We start from the raw sequence: 21,726 nt of genomic DNA on the forward strand, positions 1-21,726 counted from the left end.
GGGCCTCAGACGGCCCCGGCCTCGGCCGCGGTGTCCTCGGCGGCCGCGAACTGGGTGCGGTGGAGCTCGCTGTAGCGCCCGCCGGCGGCCAGCAGCTCCTCGTGGGTGCCCTGCTCGGCGATGCGCCCCTCCTCGACCACCAAGATCCGGTCGGCCGCCTGGACCGTGGACAGCCGGTGGGCGATGACCACCGCGGTGCGCCCGTCCAGCGCCTCGGCCAGGGCCTCCTGCACCGCCGCCTCGGAGGTGGCGTCCAGGCTGGAGGTGGCCTCGTCCAGGATCACCACCTGCGGGGAGGCGAGCAGCAGCCGGGCGATGGTCAGCCGCTGGCGCTCGCCGCCGGAGAAGCGGTAGCCCCGCTCGCCGACGATGGTGTCCAGCCCGTCCGGCAGCCCGGCGACCAGGCCGTCCAGCCGGGCCCGGCGCAGGGCGTCCCACAGCAGGGCATCGTCGGCCCCGGGCGCGGCCAGGCGCAGGTTGGCGCGCACGGTGTCGTGGAAGAGGTGCCCGTCCTGGGTGACCATGCCCACCGAGCGGCGCAGCGAGGCGGCACTCAGGGCGCGGACGTCGGTCCCGCCGACGCGGACCGCGCCGCCGTCCACGTCGTACAGGCGCGGGATGAGCTGGGCGATGGTGGACTTGCCCGCGCCTGAGGAGCCCACCAGGGCCACGGTCTCGCCGGGCGCGGCGCGGAAGGAGACCCCGTGCAGGACGCGCCCGCCGTCGCGGTCGTCGAGGTCGGCCACCTCCTCCAGGGACGCCAGGGAGAACGCGGAGGCCTTGGGGTAGCCGAACTCGACCCCGTCGAACTCCACGCCGGCCGGGCCCGGGGGGAGCGGGTGCGCGTCGGGGCGCTCCTTGACCAGCGGATCCAGGTCGAGGACCTCGAAGACGCGGCTGAAGCTGACCAGTGCGCTCATGATCTCCACACGGGCGCTCGCCAGGGCGGTCAGCGGCGCGTACAGGCGGGTGAGCAGCAGGGCCATGGAGACCACCGAGCCCGAGTCCAGGCCGCCGGTGAAGACGTAGTAGCCGCCCAGCGCGTAGACCAGGGCCAGAGCCAGGGCCGAGACGAGGGTGAGGGCGGTGAAGAAGACCTCCTGCACCATGGCCGTTCGGACCCCGATGTCGCGCACGCGCCGCGCGCGCGTGGCGAATTCGGCCGACTCGTGCTCAGGGCGGCCGAACAGCTTGACCAGGGTGGCGCCCGGGGCGGAGAAGCGCTCGGTCATCTGGGTGCCCATGGCCGCGTCGTGGTTGGCCGACTCGCGCTCCAGGCGCGCCAGGCGCGAGCCCATCCGCCGGGCCGGGATCAGGAACACGGGGAGCAGCACCAGGGACAGCAGGGTGATCTGCCAGGAGATGCTGACCATCACGGCCAGTGTGAGGAGCAGCGTCACCAGGTTGCTGACGACGCCGGACAGGACGTCGCTGAACGCGCGCTGGGCTCCGATGACGTCGTTGTTCAGCCTGCTCACCAGTGCGCCGGTGCGGGTCCGGGTGAAGAAGGCGACCGGCATGCGCTGGACGTGGTCGTAGACGGCCGTGCGCAGGTCCAGGATGAGTCCCTCGCCCAGGCCGGCCGACAGCCAGCGGTTCAGCAGCCCGAACGCCGCCTCGCCCAGGGCGATCAGCGCGATGAGTCCGGACAGGCCCATGACCAGGGACAGGTCCTCGCCGGCGATGATCGCGTTGACCACCCGCCCCGCCAGCACCGGCGTCGCCACGGCCAGCACCGCGAGCGCGACGCTGAACACCAGGAAGGCGACCAGGCGTGCGCGGTGCGGCCGGGCGAACCCGATGATGCGCCTGATCGCCTCCTTGGAGAAGGGGCGCCTGTCCTGTTCCGCGTGCATCGCCGTGTACAGCGAGTGCCACGCGGTCATCTCCATGCTCATGTCCGGATCCCTCTCGGTCGGCGCCCGGGGCGCGTCGTCACACCGAGGAGACTAGAACCTTGAGCTAACTTGAGGTCAAGGTCGGTCCAGCGGCACGACCCGGCCGAGGGTGCCCCACTCGTCGCGGCCCAGCCGGGACAGCGGGCGCAGCCGCTCCACCTGCGGGTGGCCGCCGTCGAGCACCGAGGCGTCCACGGCCACGTGCACGACCCGTCCGAACACCACCGTGGAGTCGCCCAGCAGCACCGTCGAGTGCAGCCGGCACTCCAGGGCCGCCGGGCTCGCGGCCACCCGCGGGGCCTTGACCACCGCCGACGGCTCGCGGTCCAGGCCGGCCGCGTCGAACTCGCTGCTGCCCCGCTCCAGCGCGGCGGAGGTGGCGTTGACCTGCTCCATCAGGGGCTCGGGGGCGAGGTTCACGGTGAACTCTCCGGTCTCCTCCACATTGCGCAGGGTGTCCTTGCGCCCGACCGAGGTGAACTGCACGATCGGCGGGTCGGCGCAGGAGACGGTGAAGAAGGAGTGCGGGGCGAGGTTGTCGCGCCCCTGGGCGGACACGCTGGCGACCCAGGCGATCGGGCGCGGGACGACCACGGCCGTCAGCATCCGGTAGAAGGCCCGTCCGGGCAGGTCCTCGGCGGTGAACTCGGTACGCATCACCCCCATTGTCCGCGATCCCTCCGCGATGCCGGGGACGCGGGCGGCCGCCGGGGAAGGAAGAGGGGCATGGAACGCAGTGGCATCGAGCTCATCACCCTGGCCGACGTGCAGGCCGCCTCCGGGCGCATCCGGCGCAGGGCCGTGCGCACACCGCTCGTCACGTGCCCCTGGGCCGAGGGGCGGCTGTGGCTCAAACCGGAGAACCTGCAGCCGGTCGGGGCCTTCAAGATCCGCGGGGCCGTCAACGCCGTCCGCTCGCTGCCCGCGCGGCACAGGGCGGCCGGGGTGGTCACCCACTCCTCGGGCAACCACGGCCAGGCGCTGGCCTTCGCCGCGCGCTCGGAGGAGGTGCCCTGCGCCGTGGTCGTCCCCGAAGGCGCCCCGAAGGTCAAGCTGGACGGGATGCGGCGGCTGGGCGCCGAGATCGTCCCCGTCCCGCCCGCGCGGCGCTCGGAGGCCGCCCGCGACATCGCCCTGCGCCGCGGCATGGTCCTGGTGCCGCCCTTCGACGACCGGGACGTGATCGCCGGGCAGGGCACGGTCGGGCTGGAGATCGTCGAGGACCTGGCCGGCGTGGACACGGTGGCGGTCCCCGTGGGCGGGGGCGGGCTGGCCTCGGGGACGGCGACGGCGGTCAAGGGGCTGCGTCCGGACGTGCGGGTGGTCGGCGTCGAACCGGAGCTGGCCGCCGAGACGGCCGAGGGGCTGGCGGAGGGGCGCCTGGTCGCCTGGGACCCCGAGCGCACCGGGCGGACCGTGGCCGACGGGGTCCGGGTGGGGCCCTCGGAGCTGACCTTCGCGCACATGAGGGAGCGGCTGGACGGCATCGTCACGGTGACCGAGGAGGAGATCGTGCACGCCATGGGGGTGATCGCCCGCGAGGCGCGGGTGGTGGCCGAGCCCAGCGGGGCGCTCGCCGCCGCGGCGCACCTGGCCGGGCGCCTCCCGGGGGAGGCGGTGGTCGCGGTCGTCTCGGGGGGCAACACCGACCCCGCGCTGCTCCGGCGCGCGCTCGATTGAAAATGAAAACGGTTATCGTTCTAGTGTAGGATGGCCGGGTCAGGAACGACCCGAGAGGACGTGCTGTCCATGTCACGCGTGTGCCAGGTGACGGGCAAGGGGCCCGCGTTCGGCAACAACGTCTCCCACTCCCAGCGGCGCACCCGCCGCCGGTTCGGCGTCAACATCCAGAGGAAGCGCTACTGGCTCGCCTCGGAGGGGCGCTGGGTGCGGCTGCGGGTGAGCGCCAAGGGGATGAAGGTCGTCGGGCGCCGGGGCATCGACCGCGTGGTCGCCGAGATCCGCGCACGCGGGGAGAAGGTCTGAGCAGTGGCCAAGAAGAGCAAGATCGCCAAGAACGAGCGCCGCAAGGAGGTCGTGGCGCTGTACGCCGAGCGCCGCGCCGAGCTGAAGCGGATCATCGCCCACCCCGCCACGGGGCCCGAGGAGCGCGCCGAGGCCGTGCGCGCCCTGTCGCGCCAGCCGCGCGACGCCGGCCGCACGCGGGTGCGCAACCGCGACGCGGTCGACGGCCGGCCCCGCGGCTACCTCCGCAAGGTCGGCCTGTCCCGGATCCGCTTCCGGGAGATGGCCCACCGCGGGGAGCTGCCCGGCATCACCAAGTCGAGCTGGTGAGGTCCGCGTAGCCGGACAGCCGCTCGAAGAGCAGGGAGGTGAAGCCCTCGGCGTCCACCCCGGTCGCGATCGCCACCGCGCGTTCGCGGCCGGGGGTGCGCACGTCGGCGACGAGGGCGCCGCGGGTCAGCTCGCCCGCGCACTCCACCGACGCCCACCCCCGGCTCCACTCCAGCAGGTCCGGGTGGGAGACCGCCGCGACCGCGAGCGCGTCGTGGACCGGAACCGCCGTCAGCCCCGAGCGCTCCTCGTAGCGCATCGCATAACCGCGCAGCAGCTCGCCCGCGGCCCCTGCGGCGCCTCCCATGGACGCCAGCCTGTCCGTCCGGTCCAAGGGGAAGAGGGCCGAGCGGGTGACGTCCAGCCCGACGACCCGGACCGGCAGCCCCGACTCCACCACGAAGCGCGCGGCCTCGGGGTCGCAGTGGAAGTTGTACTCGGCGGCCGCGGTGATGTTGCCCTGGGTGAACGCCGCACCGCCCATGAGGACGATCTCCTTCAGGGCGCGTCCGGCCTCCGGGAAGCGGGCCAGCATGGCGGCGACATTGGTGAGCGGCCCGAGGGCCACCAGCGTCAGCCCGCCGGGCTCGGCGAGCGCGGCCTCGGCGAGCCGGTCCACGGCGTGGCCCGGGTGCGCCGCCCGGGGCGGGACGGCCGGGACGAGCCCGCCCAGGCCTCCCTCGCCGTGGATCGCCTCGTCGCGCTCCCTGCGGCGCCGGGTGAGCGGTCCCGCCATCCCCGCCGTCAGCGGCAGCGCGTCCGGCGCCCCGGCCAGGTCCAGCACGTGCCCGGCGTTGCGCACCACGTCGTCGAGCGAGGCGTTGCCCGCCACCGCGGTCACGCCGCGCACGGCCAGCTCCGGCGAGGCCAGGGCGAGCAGCAGGGCGACGGCGTCGTCGACGCCGGGGTCGCAGTCGATCACGACGGGCACGGGCACGGTGCGCCTCCTCCGAGCGGGGTCCGGGGCTCCAGTGTGCCCGTGCCGCCCGTGCGCTCAGGCGGCGGTCGGCCCGGCGACGGGCTCCCGCGGGCGCTCGGCCCGGCCGGGGGCGGCCGCCTGCGGCGCCGGTGCCGGGGCGCCGGGGCGGGGGACGCCGGCCCTGTCGTCCAGGCGGTCCTGCACCGCCTGGTTGGCGATGTAGCCGATCGCGCCGAGCACGACCAGGGCGATCCCGCCCAGGACGACGGCCAGGACGGTGGTGATCAGTGCGATGTCGACCATGTTCGACCTCCCGGGGGTGGCACGGCCGGGGCGGTCGGCCCCGTACCTCCGAGCGTAATCACCGTTCACTGAAATTCGCACCGTTTCCGGAAGTGAACCGCGTCATATCTTCGCCCCGGCCCCCGCGGCCGCGTAGGTTCGGGGCATGGCCGATCTGCGCGAGGTCCAGTCCGTCATCGACCGGGGCGGCCACCGCGCCGTCGTCTCCGCCGTCCGCGCCGACGGCTCGGTCCACTCCAGCGTGGTGGCGGCCGGGCTGACACGGCACCCGGTCACCGGGGAGCCCGCGGCCGCCTTCACCAGCGCGGCCGGAGCCCTCAAGCTCCGGCTGCTGCGCGAGCGCCCGCAGGCCGCCCTGGTCTTCCAGGCGGGCCCGCACTGGGCGAGCGTGGCCGGGGCCGCCGACCTCATCGGCTACGACGACCCCTACGAGGGCGTCGACACCGCGCACCTGCGCGCGCTCCTGCGCGAGGTGTTCAGCGCGGCCGGCGGCGAGCACGAGGACTGGGAGGCCTACGGCCGCGCCATGGAGGAGCAGCGGCGCTCCGCGGTGCTCATCGCCCCCGAGCGCGTGTTCGCGATGTGAGCCGCGGGCCGGGATCAGGCCCGGCTCAGGCGGAACCCCTCATACCCCGAGGAGGCCACCCCCTCCAGCACGTCCCGGTAGACGTCGACCCCGCCCGGATAGGGCAGGAAGACGCGGGGCTTGCCGGGGACGTTGGCGCCCGTGTACCAGGAGTCCGCGCGGGGGAAGAGCGTGGCGGCGGCGACCTCCTGCACGTGGTCGGTCCACCACCGCTGCGCCGCGGGCTCGGCCTCGACGACCCCGGTCCCCCGGTCGCGGGCCCACGCGATCAGGTCGGTGATCCACTCCACGTGCTGCTCGATGGAGACGACCATGTTGCTGAGCACCGACGGGCTCCCCGGCCCCGTCACCGTGAACAGGTTGGGGAACCCGGCCACCGCCACCCCCAGGTGGGCGGCGGGGCCCTCGGCCCAGGCCCGGCGCAGGGGCACCCCGTCCCGCCCGTGCGGGTCGAGGGCCGTCAGCGCCCCGGTCATCGCGTCGTAGCCGGTGGCCAGCACCAGGTCGTCGGCCGGGTACTCGCCGCGGGCGGTGGCCACGCCCCCGGGGACCGCCCCGGCCAGCGGCTCGGCGCGCAGGTCCACCAGGCGCACCCCCTCCCGGTTGAAGGCCGTGTAGTAGCCCGAGTCGATGCAGGGGCGCTTGGTGCCGAAGGGGTGGGTGCGCGGGGACAGCGCCTCGGCCGTGGCCGGGTCGTCGACCGCCTCGGAGATGCGGGCGCGGATGAAGTCCGCCGCGGTCGCGTTGGCGTCGGCGTCGGTGGTCAGGTCGCTGTAGGAGCGCAGCATCCCGAAGAGCCCGCCGTGCTCCCAGGCGTGCCGGTAGGCGGCGGTGCGCTCGGCCTCGGGCACCTCCAGGGCCGAGCGGTCGGCCCGGGGCCCGGGGATGCCGGTGGGCGACCTCCGGGCCTGTGCGCGGTGCTCGCGGTAGCGGGCCTTGAGCGCCTCCTGCTCCCCGGGGGCCAGGGGCCGGTCGTTGGCGGGGAGGCTGAAGTTGGCCGTGCGCTGGAAGACGGTGACCTCGGCGGCCTCCTCGGCGATGACGGGAACGGCCTGGATGCCCGAGGAGCCCGTGCCGATGACCGCCACCCTGCGCCCGGCGAAGGACACCTCCTCGTGGGGCCAGCGGCCGGTGTGGAACACGCGGCCCCCGAAGCGCTCCAGCCCCTCGACCCCGGGGGCCTTGGGGACGGACAGGCAGCCGGTCGCCATGACCAGGTAGGGGGCGGCGCAGGTGTCCCCGGCCTCGGTCCGCACGCGCCACAGCCGGTCGGAGGCGTCCCAGGCGGCGGAGGCCGCGCGGGTCCGGGTCCGCACGTCGCGCCGCAGGTCGAAGCGGTCGGCGACGTGTTCGATGTAGCCCAGGATCTCGGCCTGGCCGGGGTAGCGCCGCGTCCAGGACCACTCCTGCTCCAGCGCCGGGTCGAAGGAGTAGGAGTAGTCCATGCTCTCCACGTCGCACCGGGCGCCCGGGTAGCGGTTCCAGTACCAGGTGCCGCCGATGCCGGCCCCGGCCTCCAGGGCGAGCGCGCGCATTCCGAGCTCGCGCAGGCGGTGCAGCAGGTAGAGCCCGGCGAAGCCGGCGCCGACGACCAGGACGTCCGGCCGGCCGTGGGGGGAGGGGCGGGGTGCGGACGGCATGCGGCGCCTCCGGGGGCAACGGCGTCGGGCACCGGGGGAGGGGTGCGTGCGCCGAACGTAGGCCGGGGCCCGGCGGGGGTCAACGGCCCCCGGCAGCCGCACCCCGGCGCCGGACATGCACGATGATGGAGACAAATTTGCACTAGTAAGTAATGGAGGGCTGGTCGTGTACGTCCCCGCGCACTTCCGCGCCCCCGAGGGCGCCGTGGAGCGTCTGCTCGGCGCACCGTCGCCGAGGAGATGGGGCGTGCCGGGCCGTGAGGCGCGAGCCGGACCGGCGGGGAGGAGCCGCTAGGGTCGACCCGAGGGCGAGGGGCGGCGAGGACGCGTTCCGACCCCTGGACGGTGCACACCGAGGAGGAGCCGATGGACGCCTACCACGGCGGCGGGGACTTCGGGGCCCGCATGCGCGACCGGCTGGAGGAGGCCCAGCGGGCCAACGCCGGCGTCCTGGAGGAGGTGGCCGCCCTCCTGGTCGAGCGCGCGGTGCGCGGCGGGGGCGTGGTCATGGTGGCCGGCTCCGGGCACTCGATGATCGCCGTGGCCGAGGCCTTCTTCCGCGCCGGGGGCCTGGCGCCGGTCAAGCCCCTCTACCACCCCGAACTGCTGCCGCTGCACGGGGCCGCCGCGGCCACGGCCGCCGAGCGCAGGAGCGGGCTGGCCGATCAGGTGCTCGCGGGCGCCGAGGCGGGCCCCGCCGACACCCTGTTCGTCTTCTCCACCTCGGGGGTCAACCCCTACCCGGTGGAGCTCGCGCGCGCGGCGCGCGGGCGGGGGCTGCCCGTCGTGGCGGTCACCTCGCGCTCCTGTGCGGCGGCCGCGCCGCGCCGGGCGGGCGGCACCCTGGCCGAGGAGGCCGACCTGGTGGTGGACACCCTGGTCGACCCCGGGGACGCCGCCTACCCGCGGGCCGACCCGGTGACCGCGCCGCTGTCCAGCCTGGTCAACTCCTACCTGTGGAACCTGCTGCTGGCCTCGGTCCACGACCGGGTGCGCAAGGAGGGCCTGGAGCCGCCGCTGTGGCGCTCGGCCAACATGCCCGGCGGCGACGAGGCCAACCGGCGCTTCTTCTCCCGGTACGCGCCGCGCATCCCCGAACTGGGCTGAGCGAGCGGCCGCCCGGCGCCCCGCCCCTGGGGAAAGGGGGCGGGACGGCGGGCGACCACGGGGTCACCCCGTGCAGTTGAGGGTAACCTCATTCTCTCTCGATGGCGAGAGAGACCGCCGGTGTTCCTCCGGGCCGACCCCGTTGCGCGTCGCGCCGCGGGGTGTGGCAGGCTGCAGGCGCAACCGGGCAGAGGAGGTCGGGCGACCGTGCGGCAGAGCACACAGACCGTGGTGACCAGCGCTTTCCAGGCTCCCGGGGCGGTCCCTGTGGTGGGCGCCCCGATGGCGGGCGGTGCGAGCACCCCCGAGCTGGTGGCCGCGGTCAACGAAGCGGGCGGGATGGGCTTCCTCGCCGGAGGCTACGCGTCCCCCGACGCGCTGGCCTCCCGGATCGCCCGCACCCGGGAGCTGACCGGGCGCCCCTTCGGCGTCAACCTGTTCGTGCCCGGCCCCGACACGGCCGACCGGGAGCGCGTCCGGGCCTACGCGCGCGAGATCGCTCCCGAGATGGACGCGCTGGGCGCCGCGGCGGGCGAGCCGCGGTGGAGCGACGACGACTACCCCGCCAAGCTCGCCCTCCTGCTCGAGGACCCCGTCCCGGTCGTGAGCTTCACCTTCGGCGCCCCCGCCGCGGTCGAGGCGGCGGCCCTGCACACGGCGGGCAGCGCCGTCATGGTGACCGTCACGACCCCGGACGAGGCGCGCGCGGCCGCACAGGCGGGGGCCGACGCCCTGTGCGTCCAGGGCGCCGAGGCCGGCGGGCACCAGGGGTCCTTCGACGACGCCGAAGAGCGCACCCTGCCGCTGCTCGACCTGCTGGGGCGGGTCCGCGAGGCCGTGGACCTCCCGCTGGTGGCGGCCGGAGGCATCGGCGACGCCGCCGCGGTCCGCAAGGTCCTGTCCCACGGCGCCGTCGCCGCCCAGGTGGGAACGGTCCTGCTCCGGACGGACGAGAGCGGGGCCTCCGCGGCCCACAAGCGCGCGCTGGCCGACGAGGTCTTCCCCGGCACGGCGGTGACGCGGGCCTTCAGCGGCCGCAGAGCGCGCGGGCTGGTCAACCGCTTCCTGTCCGCGCACACGTCCGAGGCCCCGGCGGCCTACCCGCAGGTGCACTACCTGACCGGTCCCATGCGCGCCGCAGCGGCCAAGGAGGGCGACACCGACCGCCTCCACCTGTGGGCGGGCACGGCCTACCGCTCAGCGGAGGAGTGCCCGGCGGCCGACGTCGTCCGTTCCCTGGCCGAGGGCGCCGACACCACGGCCCCCGCCCGCCCCTGAGGCCTGCCCGCGGAGTGAGTCGTCCGTGGGGGTGCTTCCGCCGCGGTGGCGGGCGTGCGACGATCGCGGTACTTCCCGCGGCCGGGCACGCGCGGTGCCCGGCCGCGCGCCTGTGGCGCGGAAGGGAGGCACGGCCATGCCCCTTCCCGTTCTCGCTCCCACCAGGGAGCAGACCACGATCCAGTCCACGGCGTTCACCACCGACGCGCTCGGGCGCCACCTGTGCAACACCTGGGACGAGGCGACCACCGGCGGCCCCCCGTTCTCCGCGGTCATCGCGGGGGCGGGCGCCTACGGCGCCTACCTCGCGGTGCGCATCCGCCGGGCCCGTCCCGGGGCGCGGGTCCTGCTGCTGGACGCGGGGGGACTGCTCATCCCCGAGCACGTCCAGAACATGGGCCGCCTGGGCCTGGACGTGCCCGCCCCGATCCCGCCCGAACAGGACCCGGGCGCGCCTCGCGAGGCCGTCTGGGGCCTGCCCTGGAGGGGCAACGTCGCCTTCCCCGGAACCGCGTACTGCCTGGGAGGCAAGTCGGTCTACTGGGGCGGGTGGTGCCCGCGCCTGACCGCCGGCGACCTGGTCCACTGGCCCGGCGAGACCGCCTCGGACCTGGAGCGGTACTACCTGGAGGCGGAGAGCGAGACCGGGGTGGTCCCCGGGACCGACTTCATCTTCGGCGAACTCAACGACGCCTTGGCGCCGCGCTTCGCGCACTCGGCGGTCGGCACCCCCTTCGTCGAGAGCGCGCTCGGTGACCAAGGGGTGGAGCCGGCCCCGCTGGCGGTCCAGGGCGAGCCGCCCGTCTCAGGGCTGTTCTCCTTCGACAAGTACAGCGCGCTGCCCCTGCTGTTCGACGCGCTGCGCGCGGACGTCGCCGCCTCGGGCGGGGACGACGCCCGGCGCGGGCTCTTCCTGGTCCCCCGTGCGCACGTGGTGCGCCTGCACGCCTCCGGGGGCACGGTGCACACGGTGGAGGCCGACGCCGAGGGCGTGCGCCGCTTCCTTCCCGTCACGCCGGACTGCGCGGTCGTCCTGGCGGCGGGCGCCGTGGAGAGCACCCGCATGGCGCTGCTGTCCTTCCCCGCGCCGCTCATGGGGCGCAACCTGATGGCGCACGTGCGCAGCGACTTCACCGTGCGCCTGCACCGCTCGGAGCTGCCCGCGCTGCCGCCCCGGGTCCAGACGGCGGCGGCCCTGGTGCGCGGCCTGGCGCCCAGCGGGCGCTTCCACGTGCAGGTGACCGCCTCCACCAGCGCCGCGGGCTCCGACGAGCTGCTGTTCCGCATGGTGCCCGACATCGAGCAGCTCCGCGCGCACCTGGCCAACACCGACCCCGACTGGGTCGCCCTCACCCTGCGCTGCGTCGGCGAGATGCACGGCGACCGGACCGCCCCCGTCCACGACCCCGCCAAGAGCTGGATCGACCTCAGTCCCTTCGAGAGCGACGAGTTCGGCGCCGCGCGCGCGTTCGTCAACCTCGGCCTGCCCCCTGAGGACGAGAAGACCTGGCAGTCCATGGACGAGGCGGCGCTCGCCTTCGCCTCGGGCCTGGCCGAGTCACCGCGGAACGTGCAGTACCTCTACGACGGGGCGTGGCAGAGCACGCCCTTCCCCCTGCAGCGGCCGTTCCCCGAGTGGCACCGGGGGCTGGGCACCACCTTCCATGAGGCGGGCACCCTCTGGATGGGGGAGGACCCGGCCTCCTCGGTCACCGACCCGTCGGGACGGTTCCACCATGTCTCCAACGCCTACGCCTGCGACCAGTCGGTATTCCCGACGGTCGGTTCGGCCAACCCGGTCCTGACCGGCCTGGCCCTCGCGGCACGCCTGGCCGAGCGGCTCCCGGCCTGAGCGCGCAGGCCTCCCCTCTCCGAGGGGAGGCCTGCGGCCCCTGGTCCCTCACACGGGGGAGGACGCGCGCGAGGCCGGGGCGGGAGCCTGGAACGGTCCGCCTGCGCTCAGGCGGTGAACGGTTCCGAGGCCGAAGGGGGACGAGCACGATGGCGGCGGTGGACACGAGGAGGAACCCTGTACCGGTGCGGGCGTACGCCGCCGCCTATGCCATCCCGCTGTGCCTTCTGCCCTCCGTGCTCTGGCGCGTGCACCTGATCGCCTATCCGGGCGGGTGGTACCCGGTCGCCCTCAGCGGCGCCGAACTCGCCCTCGGCCTGTCGGGGCTCGTCCTGGTGCACCGGTGGGGAGAGGAGGTGCCCGGACGGGTGCCGCTGGTCGGAGGGCGCCGCATCCCCGTCCCCCTCGTCGCGGTCCCCGCCGGTCTGGGGGCGGCCGCCGTCACCCTGCTCACCGCGTACTGGCTGCTCAACACGGTCTTCGGGTTCGTCACCCCCGAGCAGGCGCGCGCGATCAGCCCGGACATCGCCGGCTCGGGCGGGACCTTCGACGCCGAGGCGCCCGGCGGCTGGGTCCTCGCCGCGTACCTCCCCATGCTCCTGTGGGGACCGCTGCTGGCGGCCCTCACCGTCGCCTACGTCCGCCGCCGCGTCAGCCGCGTTTGAAGTGCTCCAGGATCGGCGGGATGACCCGCTCGGGGTCCTCCTCGGGGAGCCAGTGGGAGGCGTTGTCCAGACGCACGTACTCGTAGGGCCCCTCCACCCACGCGCCGGTCCCCTCGGCGGCCTCCGGGCCGAAGGCCAGGTCGCCCTCGCCCCACATGTACAGGGTGGGGGCCTGCACGGGGCCGGCGTCGGCGGCGTCGCCCTCCAGGGCGCGGTACCAGCTCAGCGCCGCCGTCAGCGCGCCCGGCTCGGCCAGCCGCCGCACGTTGTCCTCGACCAGCGGCGCGGGCACCCGCCCCTCGTAGACGCCCCGCAGCGTGGCGGCGCCGCCCTGCAGGAGCACGTCCTCGGCCTTGCCCTCCATGCGGAACAGGCCGATGTAGGACAGCTTCTCCTGCTGCTCCTTGGACACGCGCACGGCCTCGTTCAGCGCGCGCGGGTGCGGGGTGGACAGCACCGTCAGGGTGCGGATGCGCTCGGGGCGCCGCGCCGCCGCAGGCCAGGCCAGCACCCCGCCCCAGTCGTGGCCGATGAGGTGGAAGCGCTCGTACTCCAGTGCGTCGGCGAAGCCGAAGACGTCCGCGACCAGCTCGTCCACGGTGTAGGCCCCGGTGCCCTCGGGGCGGGCGCCGGGGGAGTAGCCGCGCTGGTCCACGGCCACGGCCCGGAACCCCGCGCGGGCCGCGGCGGCGAGCTGCTCGCGCCAGCACGTGGCGAACTCGGGGAAGCCGTGCAGGAACAGCGCCAGGGGGCCGTCGGCGGGCCCGGCCGCGAGCGCGTCGAAGGTCATGCCGCGCACGCCGAGGGTGATCCGCTCGGCGCCGCCGGAGGGGAGGGGGTCCATGGCGCTCCTCGGTCGAAAGGGTCGGAAGGGTGCGGTGCGGCTCGACAACGGTTCCCAATCTAGCGGTCGCCGCCGTCGGACCGGACGCCCGCCTAGAATCGTGCCCGGGGGACACCGCAAGGGCCGCGGGCACCGCGGCCGGAGGGAGCGCCCGCATGGAGCAGCCGACCGCCGTCCCCCCGGAGAGCGTCACCTGGCGCCTGCACATCGACCGATCGATGTGGGTCGCCGGTGTGCGGGGCCTGATGCTCCAGGCGCTGCACCCGGTCGCGATGCAGGGCGTCTGGCAGCGCTCGGACTTCATGGACGACCCCACCGGGCGGCTGCTGCGCACCGCCGACTTCGTCGCCGCCACCACCTACGGCAGCCCCCGGGAGGCCGAGGAGCTGGGCGCCCGGGTGCGCGCGGTGCACCGGCGCCTGCGCTTCACCGACCCCGCCACCGGCGCCCGGCACCGCGTCGACGAACCCGACCTGCTGCTGTGGGTGCACTGCGCCGAGGTGGTCTCCTACCTGGAGGTCGTCGCCCGCGCCGGGGCCCGCCTGGGGCCGGACGGGGCCGACCGCTACTTCGCCGAGCAGGCCCGCACCGCCGCCCACGTGGGCCTGGACCCCGCCTCGGTGCCCGCGTCGGCCGCCCAGATGCGCGCCTACCTGGCGTCGGTGCGCCCGCGCCTGCGCGCCGGGGAGCAGGCCCGGCAGGCGGTGCGGTTCCTGCTGTGGCCCGAGGTGCCGCGCCGCATGCGGGCGCTGGCGCCGTTCAAACCGCTGTGGCTGCCCGTCGGCGCGCTGTCCTACTACACGCTCCCGGGGTGGGCCCGCCGGGAGTACGGGGTCCTGCCCGAGCCCCCGGGGACGCAGGCGGCGGCGACCGCCTCCCTGCGCGCCCTGCGCGCGGGGCTGCACGCCCTGCCGGACGAGGTGTACAACCGCGTGTTCGACGAGGCCACCGTCGAACGGGCCCGGACCGCGCGGCGGCGCCTGGAGGAGGCCGGGTACGACGTCTCCCGCGGCTTCGCGGGCCTGCGCGACCCGCGCACCTGGCCGGAGCGGGCCCCGCGCGCCCGGAGCGGCCCGGAGTAGCCTGGGGGCATGAAGCGGCGCATCCGCCGGTACGCCTGGCTGATGGGGGCCTGCCTGCTGCTCTTCGGCGGCTCCCTGCCCGTCTACTACCTGTTCGGCGTGGGATGGGCGGTGGCGATGTGCGCGGTGGCGATGGTCCTGCCGCCGGTCGCGGCGGTCATCGGCAACACGCAGGACCCGGGCGACCCCCGGGACCACGACGCCCGCTACGGCCCCAACGCCGACTGAGCCCGCCGAGCCGGCCGGGCATGCCGAGGACGGGGCGCCCCGCACGCGCGCGGGACGCCCCGGTTTCGCCCGGTGCCGCCCGGTGTCGGCGGTCAGTCGCGCAGCACGGCGCGCAGCGCCCCCAGGACCAGCTCGGCGCGGTCCAGGCGCGCGTTGTGGCCCATCAGGCCGATCCGCCAGACCGTCGAGGCGTAGGGGCCCACGCCGGCGCCGATCTCGATGCCGTACTCGGTGAGCAGGCGCTCGCGCACCTTGGCCGAGTCCACGCCCTCGGGGACCTTCACCGACGTCAGCTGCGGAAGGCGGTGGCCCTCGGCCGCGAACAGCTCCAGGCCCATCTCCTGCAGCCCCTCCTGCAGCACGCGCCCCGCGGCGCGGTGGCGGGCCGCGACCTCCTGCACGCCCTCCTGCTCGATCCGCTCCAGGGTGGCGTCGAGGGCGGCCACCATGCCCACCGGCGCGGTGTGGTGGTAGGCGCGGCCGCCGCCGGGGCCGCCGCGCACGTAGGCGCCCAGCAGGCCCAGGTCGATGTACCAGACGGGCGGGTCCTCGACCCGGCGCTCCCACGCCCGCTCGGAGAAGGTGAAGGGGGCCAGGCCCGGGGGCACGCCCAGGCACTTCTGGGTGCCCGAGTAGGCGGCGTCCACCTTCCACTCGTCGACGGCGACCTCGGTGCCGCCGAGCGAGGTCACGCAGTCGGCGATGAGCAGCGTGTCGTCGGAGCGCGCGCGCAGCGCCGCGCCCAGCGCGCCGATGTCGCTGAGCGCGCCGGTGGAGGTCTCGGCGTGCACGGCGGCGACGATCGCCGGCGCCGGGTGGGCGTCCAGTACGCGCTGCACGTCCACCGGTTCGCCCCAGGCGTGGTCGACCCGCACGACCTCGGCGCCGTAGCGCCGCGCGACCTCGCACATCCGCTCGCCGAAGAGGCCGTTGACCGCCACGACGGCGGTGTCCCCCCGGCGCACGGTGTTGGCGAAGGCGGTCTCCATGCCCAGCGACCCGGTGCCCGACAGGGGCAGGGTGAGCGGGTTGGCGGTGCCCCACAGGGCGCGCAGGCGCTCACCGGTGCGGTCGAGGACCTTGATGAACTCCGGGTCGAGGTGGCCGAGGATCGGGGCGGAGAGCCCCTGCACGGCCTCGGGGTAGGGGTTGCTCGGTCCGGGACCCAGGAGGGTGCGCTCGATCAAAGGCATGGACGCCACTCTAAGGTGCCGCCGGGAGCCGCGGGGGAGCAGGGGTGCGCGGGGCGCCCGGCGTGTGCGCCATCCCTCGCCGGACACCGGGATGAAGCGGCGGAGACGCCGTGTTCTGCTTCCGGTGGACGGAAGCCGGCGGAAAGGGGTGCCGATGGAGGCGGTCGCGCAGCGGCGCGGAGGCGACGGGGTGCGGATCGCGGTCCGCGAGGCCGACATGGGCGACCCCGGGGTCGCCCCCCTGCTGGACGGGCTGGCCGCCGAGTACGCCGCGCGCTACGGCCCCGAGGCCGCCGAGCGCGAGCTGGCCGGGACCCCCGACGCCGAGTTCAGCGCCCCGGACGGGGGCGTGGTGCTCGTCGAGGACGGCGGACGTCCCGTCGCCGGAGGCGCCTTCCGGCGCAAGGACGCCCGCACCGCCGAGTTCAAGCGCATCTGGACCGACGCGGGCCGCCGGCGCCAGGGCCTGGGCCGCCGGGCGATGGCCGGACTCGAGGGGGCCGCCGCCCGCCGCGGGTACGCCAGGGCCTACCTGACGACCGGCCCCGAGCAGCCCGAGGCCGTGGCCATGTACGCGCGCCTGGGGTACGCCCTGTCGGAGGACGAGGGGACCGGGCCCGACGGGAGCCGCCGCTACTACGCCTTCTCCAAGGAGCTCTCCGCAGAGTTCTCCGCAGAGCTCTCCACGGGGCCGACGGGCCCGGGGGCGTCCTACGATTGACGGCGAGCGCCGCCACAAGCGGCCCGGAAGCAGCAGCGAGCGAGCGATGGAGGCCACAGCCGTGACCGAGCAGCACGACCCCCAGGGGCAGGAGGCGCCGGTGTTCCGGCCCCGCAAGAACGGTCAGGAGCAGAAGGTCTCCGCGGAGCTCTCCGACTGGATGCGCACGGGCTGGGCCGACACCGAGTCCCGCGACCTCGCCCCCATCGCCCAGGCCGCCCACACGGCGCGCCGCAGGGCCGCGCTCAGCGCGCGCTTCCCCGGTGAGCGGCTGGTGGTCCCGGCCGGCGGGCTCACCACCCGCTCCAACGACACCGAGTACCCGTTCCGGGCCGCCTGCGACTACGTGTACCTGTCCGGCGACCAGTCCGACGACGGCTGCCTGGTCTTCGAGCCGCGCCCCGGCGGCCACGACGTGACCGTGTACCTGCGGCCGCGCTCCAACCGCGAGAACGGCGAGTTCTGGCTGGACGGGCACGGCGAGCTGTGGAGCGGGCGCCGCGACAGCCTGGCCGAGGGCGCCGCCCGCCTGGGGCTGGCCGCCCACGACGTGCGCGAGCTGCCCGCCATCCTGGAGAAGGCGGCCGACGGCGCGGCCACCCGCATCGTGCGCGGGCACGACGCGGCGCTGGAGCGGGTCGTCGACGGCCTGCGCGGGGACGCCGGAAAGGCGGCCGAGCGCGACGAGGAGCTCGCCGTCGCCCTGCACGACCTGCGCCTGGTCAAGGACGAGTGGGAGGTCGAGCAGCTGCAGGAGGCCGTGGACTCCACGGTGCGCGGCTTCGAGGACGTCGTGGCGGCGCTGCCGAACGCCAAGGCGACCTCCGAGCGCTACATCGAGGGCACCTTCTTCCTGCGGGCGCGGGTGGAGGGCAACGACGTCGGCTACGGCACCATCGCCGCCTCGGGGCCCAACGCGACCACCCTGCACTGGGTCCGCAACGACGGCCCGGTGCGCGACGGGGAGCTGCTCCTGCTCGACGCCGGCGTGGAGACGCACGAGCTGTACACCGCCGACGTCACCCGCACCCTGCCGATCTCGGGCACCTTCACCGACCTCCAGCGCCGCGTCTACGACCTGGTGTACAAGGCGCAGGAGGCGGGCATCGCGGCGGTCGCCCCCGGGCGCCCGTTCCGCGACTTCCACGCGGCCGCCCAGCGCGCGCTGGCCGAGGGCCTGGTCGAGTGGGGCCTGCTGGAGGGGCCGGTCGACCGCGTGCTGGAGCTGGGGCTCCAGCGCCGGTACACCCTGCACGGCACCGGGCACATGCTGGGCTTGGACGTGCACGACTGCGCCCGGGCGCGCACCGAGGAGCACCTGTACGGCGAGCTGAAGCCGGGCATGGTGCTCACGGTCGAGCCGGGGCTGTACTTCCAGCCGGACGACCTGACGGTCCCCGAGGAGCTGCGCGGCATCGGCGTGCGGATCGAGGACGACGTGCTCGTGACCGAGGACGGCAACCGCGTCATGTCCGCCGGCCTTCCCCGCCGCTCCGACGAGGTCGAGGCCTGGCTCGCCGAGCGCCTGCCCAAGGTGTAGGTCCGCGGCGCCCCGCCGGGCCGCCCCGGCGGGGCGCCGTCTCAGCCGGCCATGGGCGAGTCAGTCGGCCATGAGCGAGAAGGGGGAGATGTCGTCGGCCGCGAAGGCGATGCGGTTCTCGGCGTGCACCACCCCTTCGATGTGGCGCACCGCCCGGCCCAGCGCAATGGAGCTGGAGCGGAGCCGCACCTTGCCGTGCAGCGTCACGATCCCGTTGCGCACCTCCGCCTTCACCTGCGGCTCGTCGAACTCCAGCAGCAGCAGGCGCTCGACCCGCCCCTGGATCCAGGAGTCGGGCCGGGTGTAGATCCTGACCAGGTCGCTGCGGCTGACGATGCCGATCAGCCTTCCGTCTTCGGAGATGACCGGCAAGCGCTTGACCCGGTGCTTTTCCATGATCCCCGCCGCCTCGGCCACCTCGGCGCGGACATCGACGGTGACGGGCGGCTCGGTCATCAGCCGACGGGCGGTGACCGCCGAGCGCTTCGTCCTGGCCGAGGGGTCGCCCCGGTCCTGGTCCTCGGTCAGCTTGTACAGCAGGTCGCTCTCAGAGACCACTCCGAGGACCTGCCCGTCCTCGTCCACCACCGGAACGGCCGAGATCGAATAGCGGGAGAGCAGGAGGGCGATCTCCCGCATCCCGGTACTCGGCCGGACGGCGATCACACCGTTGGTCATCACGTTGCGCACTCGGATGGTCATGGTCCTCCCCCTAGGGAACGATCGGCCTGCCCTTCCGGGGACGGTGCCGTCGTATCGATGCTCCCGCGGCCATCACCGGATTTCGCGTGCCGGAGGTCCCGGCGGACCAGGCCGTCACCGGGAGGGATCCGGTCCCGAATCCCCTGCCCTACGGGCGGAAGGTCTCTGCTCCGCCACAGGGCGGCCTGGGCAGAGTGGGCGTCATGGCGACCCCCGACACCACCTCCGGCACACCGCTCCATGCGCGCGCCCATGCTCTGAGCGGGGCCGAGGTCGCCGAGGCGCTGGCGGCCGACCGGGAGAGGGGCCTCACTCGCGACGAGGCCGCCCGGCGGCTGGCCGCGTTCGGTGCCAACGCCCTGCCCCGGACCGAGGGGACGGGGCGCCTCATGCGCCTGCTCCGCCAGTTCCACAGCCCGCTGGTGTACGTCCTGCTGGTCGCGGCGGCGGTGACCCTGGCGATGGGGCACTTCGTCGACGCGGGGGTGATCTCCGGCGTCGTCGTGCTCAACGCCGCCATCGGCTATGTCCAGGAGGCGCGGGCCCAGCGCGCGTTGGACGCGCTGGCGCGCATGGTCCGGGTGGAGGCGGTGGCCGTGCGCGACGGGGCCGCGCGGCGGCTCCCGGCTCAGGACCTGGTCCCCGGCGACCTCGTCGTGCTCCAGGCGGGCGACCGGGTCCCGGCTGACCTGCGGATCGTCGGCGCCGAGGAGCTGGAGACCGACGAGTCCGCCCTGACCGGTGAGTCCGCCCCGGTCGCCAAGTCCGCGGAGCCCGTGGCCCCGCGGACCCTGCTCGCCGACCGCACCGCCATGGCCTACTCGGGAACGGTCACCACCCGCGGGACGGGCCGCGGCATCGTGGTGGCCACCGGCGCCGACACCGAGGTCGGGGCCATCGACCGGCTCGTCGGGTCCGCCGACCGCCACCCGACGCCGCTGACCCGCCGGCTCGGCGTGTTCAGCCGCCGCCTGACCGCCGTCATCGTCGCCTTGGCGGCGCTCACCTTCGCGGTCGGCACCCTCTACGGTGAGGCACCGGACCGGATGTTCACCGCCGCGGTGGCCCTGGCGGTCGGCGCGATCCCCGAAGGCCTCCCGGCCGCGATCACCATCGTCCTGGCCATCGGCGCGGTGCGCATGGCCCGGCGCAACGCCGTCGTCCGCACGCTGACCGCCGCCGAGACCCTCGGCGGAACCACCGTCATCTGCACCGACAAGACCGGAACGCTGACCACGAACGAGATGACCGTGGTGCGCGTCCTGGCCGAGGGGGCCGCGGCGCGCGCCTGCCTGCTGGCCGGGGTCCTGTGCAGCGACGCCGCGCCGACCGGCCCGGACGGGCGGCGGGCCGTGGGCGACCCCACCGAGACCGCGCTGCTGGCGGCGGCGCAGGCCCAGGGGCTGGTCCCCGCGCAGGAGGCCGCCCGCGCGCCCCGCGTGGGGGCGCTCCCCTTCACCTCCGAGCGCAAACTGATGGCCACCGCCCACCGGGGCGCTGACGGCCGCCTGGCCGGCTACGTCAAGGGGGCGCCCGAGCGGGTGCTCGTGCTGTGCTCGCGAGCCCTGGGCCCCGATGGGCGGGAGGGCGCCCTGGACGCCGAAGGCGCCGAGCAGGTCCGGCGCACCGCGGCCGAATGGGCCGGGCAGGGCCTGCGGGTTCTCGCCTTCGCCCGCTTCGCCCCCGAGCGCGCGGGCGCGGTCCGCGAGGACGACCTGCCCGGCCGCCTCACCCTGCTGGGCCTGCAGGCGATGCACGACCCGCCCCGCCCGGAGGCCATTGAGGCGGTGCGCGCCTGCCGGGCCGCCGGCATCGGGGTCCGGATGCTCACCGGCGACCACGGAGCCACCGCGCGTGCCATCGCCGACCGGTTCGGCATCGGAGGCGAGGTGCTGGTCGGCGACGGGATCGACGCCGCGGACGAGGAGTCGCTGGCACGGGCGGGCGTCTTCGCCCGGGTCTCGCCCGAACAGAAGCTGCGCCTGGTGCGGCTGCTGCAGCGCCGCGGCGAGGTGGTGGCGATGACGGGCGACGGCGTGAACGACGCGCCCGCCCTGCGGCAGGCCGACATCGGGGTGGCCATGGGGCGGGTGGGCACCGACGCCGCCAAGGAGGCGGCCGACATGGTGCTGGCCGACGACGACTTCGCCACCATCGAGGCCGCGGTCGAACAGGGCCGCGGCGTGTTCGACAACCTCCGAAGGTTCCTCGCCTGGACCCTGCCCACCAACATCGGCGAGGGGCTGGTCGTGATGGCCGCCGTCCTCGCCGGGGCGGTCCTGCCCATCCTTCCGGTGCAGATCCTGTGGATCAACATGACCACCGCCGGCTTCCTCGGCCTCACCCTGGCCTTCGAACCCCGGTCGCCGGAGACCATGCGGCGCCCTCCGCGGCGGCCCCGCGCACCCGTCCTCAGCCGCGACCTGGTGCGCCGCATCGTGCTGGTCTCCCTCATCCTCGTCGCCGGAGCCTTCGGCGTCTTCCACCACGCACTGGCGGGCGGCGCCCCGGTCGAGGAGGCGCGCACCGCGGCGGTCAACGTGTTCGTCGTCGTCGAGGCCGCCTACCTGATCAGCTGCCGCTCCCTGGAGCGGCTGCTCCCGCACGGGCCCAACCGGTGGGTCTGGGCGGGGATCACCGTGATGGCGGTGCTGCAGCTGCTGTTCACCTACACCCCGGTCATGAACGCCCTCTTCCACACGGCGCCCGTCGCCGGGAGCACCTGGGCGCTGGTGCTGGCCGTCGGCGCCGCCGCATACGCCGCCGTGGAGACCGACAAGGCACTCTGGCGCCGCTCGGACGCCCGCCGGATGTGGGGCGCGGACGGTGGGGAGTAGGCTCGGTCACGGCGCAGCCGATCGAGGGGGCGTGTC

21 protein-coding genes are annotated in these 21,726 nt (G+C 75.2%); 13 read left to right on the top strand and 8 right to left on the bottom strand.

Annotation, left to right across the window (positions count from 1 at the left end; genetic code table 11):
• Window positions 1-5: 5 nt before the first annotated feature.
• Both C892_RS0100730 and C892_RS0100735 read right to left on the bottom strand, forming a co-directional pair.
• Window positions 6-1,898 carry an ABC transporter ATP-binding protein gene (locus C892_RS0100730; RefSeq protein WP_017555603.1) on the bottom strand — a complete coding sequence of 631 codons (1,893 nt, stop codon included), beginning with the start codon at window positions 1,896-1,898 and terminating at the stop codon, window positions 6-8.
• A 75-nt stretch (window positions 1,899-1,973) separates the two neighbouring features.
• A complete protein-coding gene (locus C892_RS0100735) occupies window positions 1,974-2,555 on the bottom strand; it encodes a flavin reductase family protein (protein ID WP_026124049.1) in 582 nt (193 codons plus the stop codon).
• Between the two features lie 69 nt (window positions 2,556-2,624).
• On the opposite strand from C892_RS0100735, the gene C892_RS0100740 reads away from it, so the two are divergent.
• The 3 genes from C892_RS0100740 (at window position 2,625) to rpsN (ending at window position 4,193) form a co-directional block, all read left to right on the top strand.
• On the top strand, window positions 2,625-3,578 hold the full coding sequence (locus tag C892_RS0100740; RefSeq protein WP_017555605.1) for a threonine ammonia-lyase: 954 nt from the start codon (window positions 2,625-2,627) through the stop codon (window positions 3,576-3,578).
• Window positions 3,579-3,647: 69 nt separating this feature from the next.
• Window positions 3,648-3,884 (top strand): 50S ribosomal protein L28, encoded by a 237-nt coding sequence (rpmB, locus tag C892_RS0100745; RefSeq protein ID WP_026124051.1) that lies wholly within the window; start codon window positions 3,648-3,650, stop codon window positions 3,882-3,884.
• Window positions 3,885-3,887: 3 nt separating this feature from the next.
• Window positions 3,888-4,193: a 30S ribosomal protein S14 gene (gene rpsN / locus C892_RS0100750; RefSeq protein WP_017555607.1), complete on the top strand. Its 306-nt coding sequence runs from the start codon at window positions 3,888-3,890 to the stop codon at window positions 4,191-4,193.
• On the opposite strand, the gene C892_RS0100755 is transcribed toward rpsN, so the two are convergent.
• Together C892_RS0100755 and C892_RS0100760 are read right to left on the bottom strand one after the other, a co-directional pair.
• Window positions 4,174-5,130 carry a nucleoside hydrolase gene (locus tag C892_RS0100755; protein ID WP_017537366.1) on the bottom strand — a complete coding sequence of 319 codons (957 nt, stop codon included), beginning with the start codon at window positions 5,128-5,130 and terminating at the stop codon, window positions 4,174-4,176. The two genes, rpsN and C892_RS0100755, sit on opposite strands and share 20 nt — an antisense overlap.
• Window positions 5,131-5,187: 57 nt before the next feature.
• Window positions 5,188-5,415, bottom strand: coding sequence for a hypothetical protein (locus C892_RS0100760; protein ID WP_017537367.1), 228 nt, complete (start codon window positions 5,413-5,415; stop codon window positions 5,188-5,190).
• A gap of 145 nt (window positions 5,416-5,560) precedes the next feature.
• Between C892_RS0100760 and C892_RS0100765 the strand changes: the two genes are divergently transcribed.
• Window positions 5,561-6,001, top strand: a complete 441-nt coding sequence (locus C892_RS0100765) for a pyridoxamine 5'-phosphate oxidase family protein (RefSeq protein WP_017555608.1) — start codon at window positions 5,561-5,563, stop codon at window positions 5,999-6,001.
• A 14-nt stretch (window positions 6,002-6,015) separates the two neighbouring features.
• Here the strand turns inward: C892_RS0100765 and C892_RS0100770 are convergent, their stop codons facing one another.
• Window positions 6,016-7,641, bottom strand: a complete 1,626-nt coding sequence (locus C892_RS0100770; protein ID WP_017555609.1) for a flavin-containing monooxygenase — start codon at window positions 7,639-7,641, stop codon at window positions 6,016-6,018.
• 366 nt (window positions 7,642-8,007) lie between these two features.
• On the opposite strand from C892_RS0100770, the gene C892_RS0100775 reads away from it, so the two are divergent.
• The 4 genes from C892_RS0100775 (at window position 8,008) to C892_RS0100790 (ending at window position 12,543) form a co-directional block, all read left to right on the top strand.
• Complete coding sequence (locus C892_RS0100775) at window positions 8,008-8,748, top strand: sugar isomerase domain-containing protein (protein ID WP_239647214.1); 741 nt, start codon at window positions 8,008-8,010, stop codon at window positions 8,746-8,748.
• Window positions 8,749-8,955: 207 nt separating this feature from the next.
• Window positions 8,956-10,026, top strand: coding sequence for a nitronate monooxygenase (locus C892_RS0100780; protein ID WP_017555610.1), 1,071 nt, complete (start codon window positions 8,956-8,958; stop codon window positions 10,024-10,026).
• Between the two features lie 136 nt (window positions 10,027-10,162).
• Window positions 10,163-11,878 carry a GMC oxidoreductase gene (locus tag C892_RS0100785; protein WP_017555611.1) on the top strand — a complete coding sequence of 572 codons (1,716 nt, stop codon included), beginning with the start codon at window positions 10,163-10,165 and terminating at the stop codon, window positions 11,876-11,878.
• Between the two features lie 149 nt (window positions 11,879-12,027).
• Window positions 12,028-12,543, top strand: coding sequence for a hypothetical protein (locus C892_RS0100790; protein ID WP_394296664.1), 516 nt, complete (start codon window positions 12,028-12,030; stop codon window positions 12,541-12,543).
• Here C892_RS0100790 and C892_RS0100795 read toward each other — a convergent pair.
• Entirely contained in the window at window positions 12,530-13,387 is an 858-nt protein-coding gene (locus C892_RS0100795) for an alpha/beta fold hydrolase (RefSeq protein ID WP_017555613.1), read from the bottom strand. The genes C892_RS0100790 and C892_RS0100795 overlap by 14 nt on opposite strands.
• 155 nt (window positions 13,388-13,542) lie before the next feature.
• Here C892_RS0100795 and C892_RS0100800 point away from each other — a divergent pair, with 155 nt between their 5' ends.
• Window positions 13,543-14,469: an oxygenase MpaB family protein gene (locus tag C892_RS0100800; RefSeq protein WP_017555614.1), complete on the top strand. Its 927-nt coding sequence runs from the start codon at window positions 13,543-13,545 to the stop codon at window positions 14,467-14,469.
• Window positions 14,470-14,478: 9 nt separating this feature from the next.
• Window positions 14,479-14,697 carry a DUF3099 domain-containing protein gene (locus tag C892_RS0100805; protein ID WP_017537378.1) on the top strand — a complete coding sequence of 73 codons (219 nt, stop codon included), beginning with the start codon at window positions 14,479-14,481 and terminating at the stop codon, window positions 14,695-14,697.
• Window positions 14,698-14,789: 92 nt separating this feature from the next.
• Here the strand turns inward: C892_RS0100805 and C892_RS0100810 are convergent, their stop codons facing one another.
• Window positions 14,790-15,890: a pyridoxal-phosphate-dependent aminotransferase family protein gene (locus C892_RS0100810; RefSeq protein ID WP_026124054.1), complete on the bottom strand. Its 1,101-nt coding sequence runs from the start codon at window positions 15,888-15,890 to the stop codon at window positions 14,790-14,792.
• 154 nt (window positions 15,891-16,044) lie between these two features.
• Between C892_RS0100810 and C892_RS0100815 the strand changes: the two genes are divergently transcribed.
• Together C892_RS0100815 and C892_RS0100820 are read left to right on the top strand one after the other, a co-directional pair.
• Window positions 16,045-16,611, top strand: a complete 567-nt coding sequence (locus tag C892_RS0100815; RefSeq protein WP_017555616.1) for a GNAT family N-acetyltransferase — start codon at window positions 16,045-16,047, stop codon at window positions 16,609-16,611.
• A gap of 46 nt (window positions 16,612-16,657) precedes the next feature.
• Window positions 16,658-18,151 (top strand): aminopeptidase P family protein, encoded by a 1,494-nt coding sequence (locus C892_RS0100820; RefSeq protein ID WP_017555617.1) that lies wholly within the window; start codon window positions 16,658-16,660, stop codon window positions 18,149-18,151.
• A gap of 60 nt (window positions 18,152-18,211) precedes the next feature.
• Here C892_RS0100820 and C892_RS0100825 read toward each other — a convergent pair whose 3' ends face one another.
• Window positions 18,212-18,853 (bottom strand): CBS domain-containing protein, encoded by a 642-nt coding sequence (locus tag C892_RS0100825; RefSeq protein WP_017555618.1) that lies wholly within the window; start codon window positions 18,851-18,853, stop codon window positions 18,212-18,214.
• 203 nt (window positions 18,854-19,056) lie between these two features.
• On the opposite strand from C892_RS0100825, the gene C892_RS0100830 reads away from it, so the two are divergent.
• A complete protein-coding gene (locus tag C892_RS0100830; RefSeq protein ID WP_051060458.1) occupies window positions 19,057-21,690 on the top strand; it encodes a cation-translocating P-type ATPase in 2,634 nt (877 codons plus the stop codon).
• Window positions 21,691-21,726 lie beyond the last annotated feature (36 nt).

Source organism: Nocardiopsis baichengensis YIM 90130 (genome assembly GCF_000341205.1).
GTDB classification, from domain to species: Bacteria; Actinomycetota; Actinomycetes; order Streptosporangiales; family Streptosporangiaceae; genus Nocardiopsis_A; species Nocardiopsis_A halophila.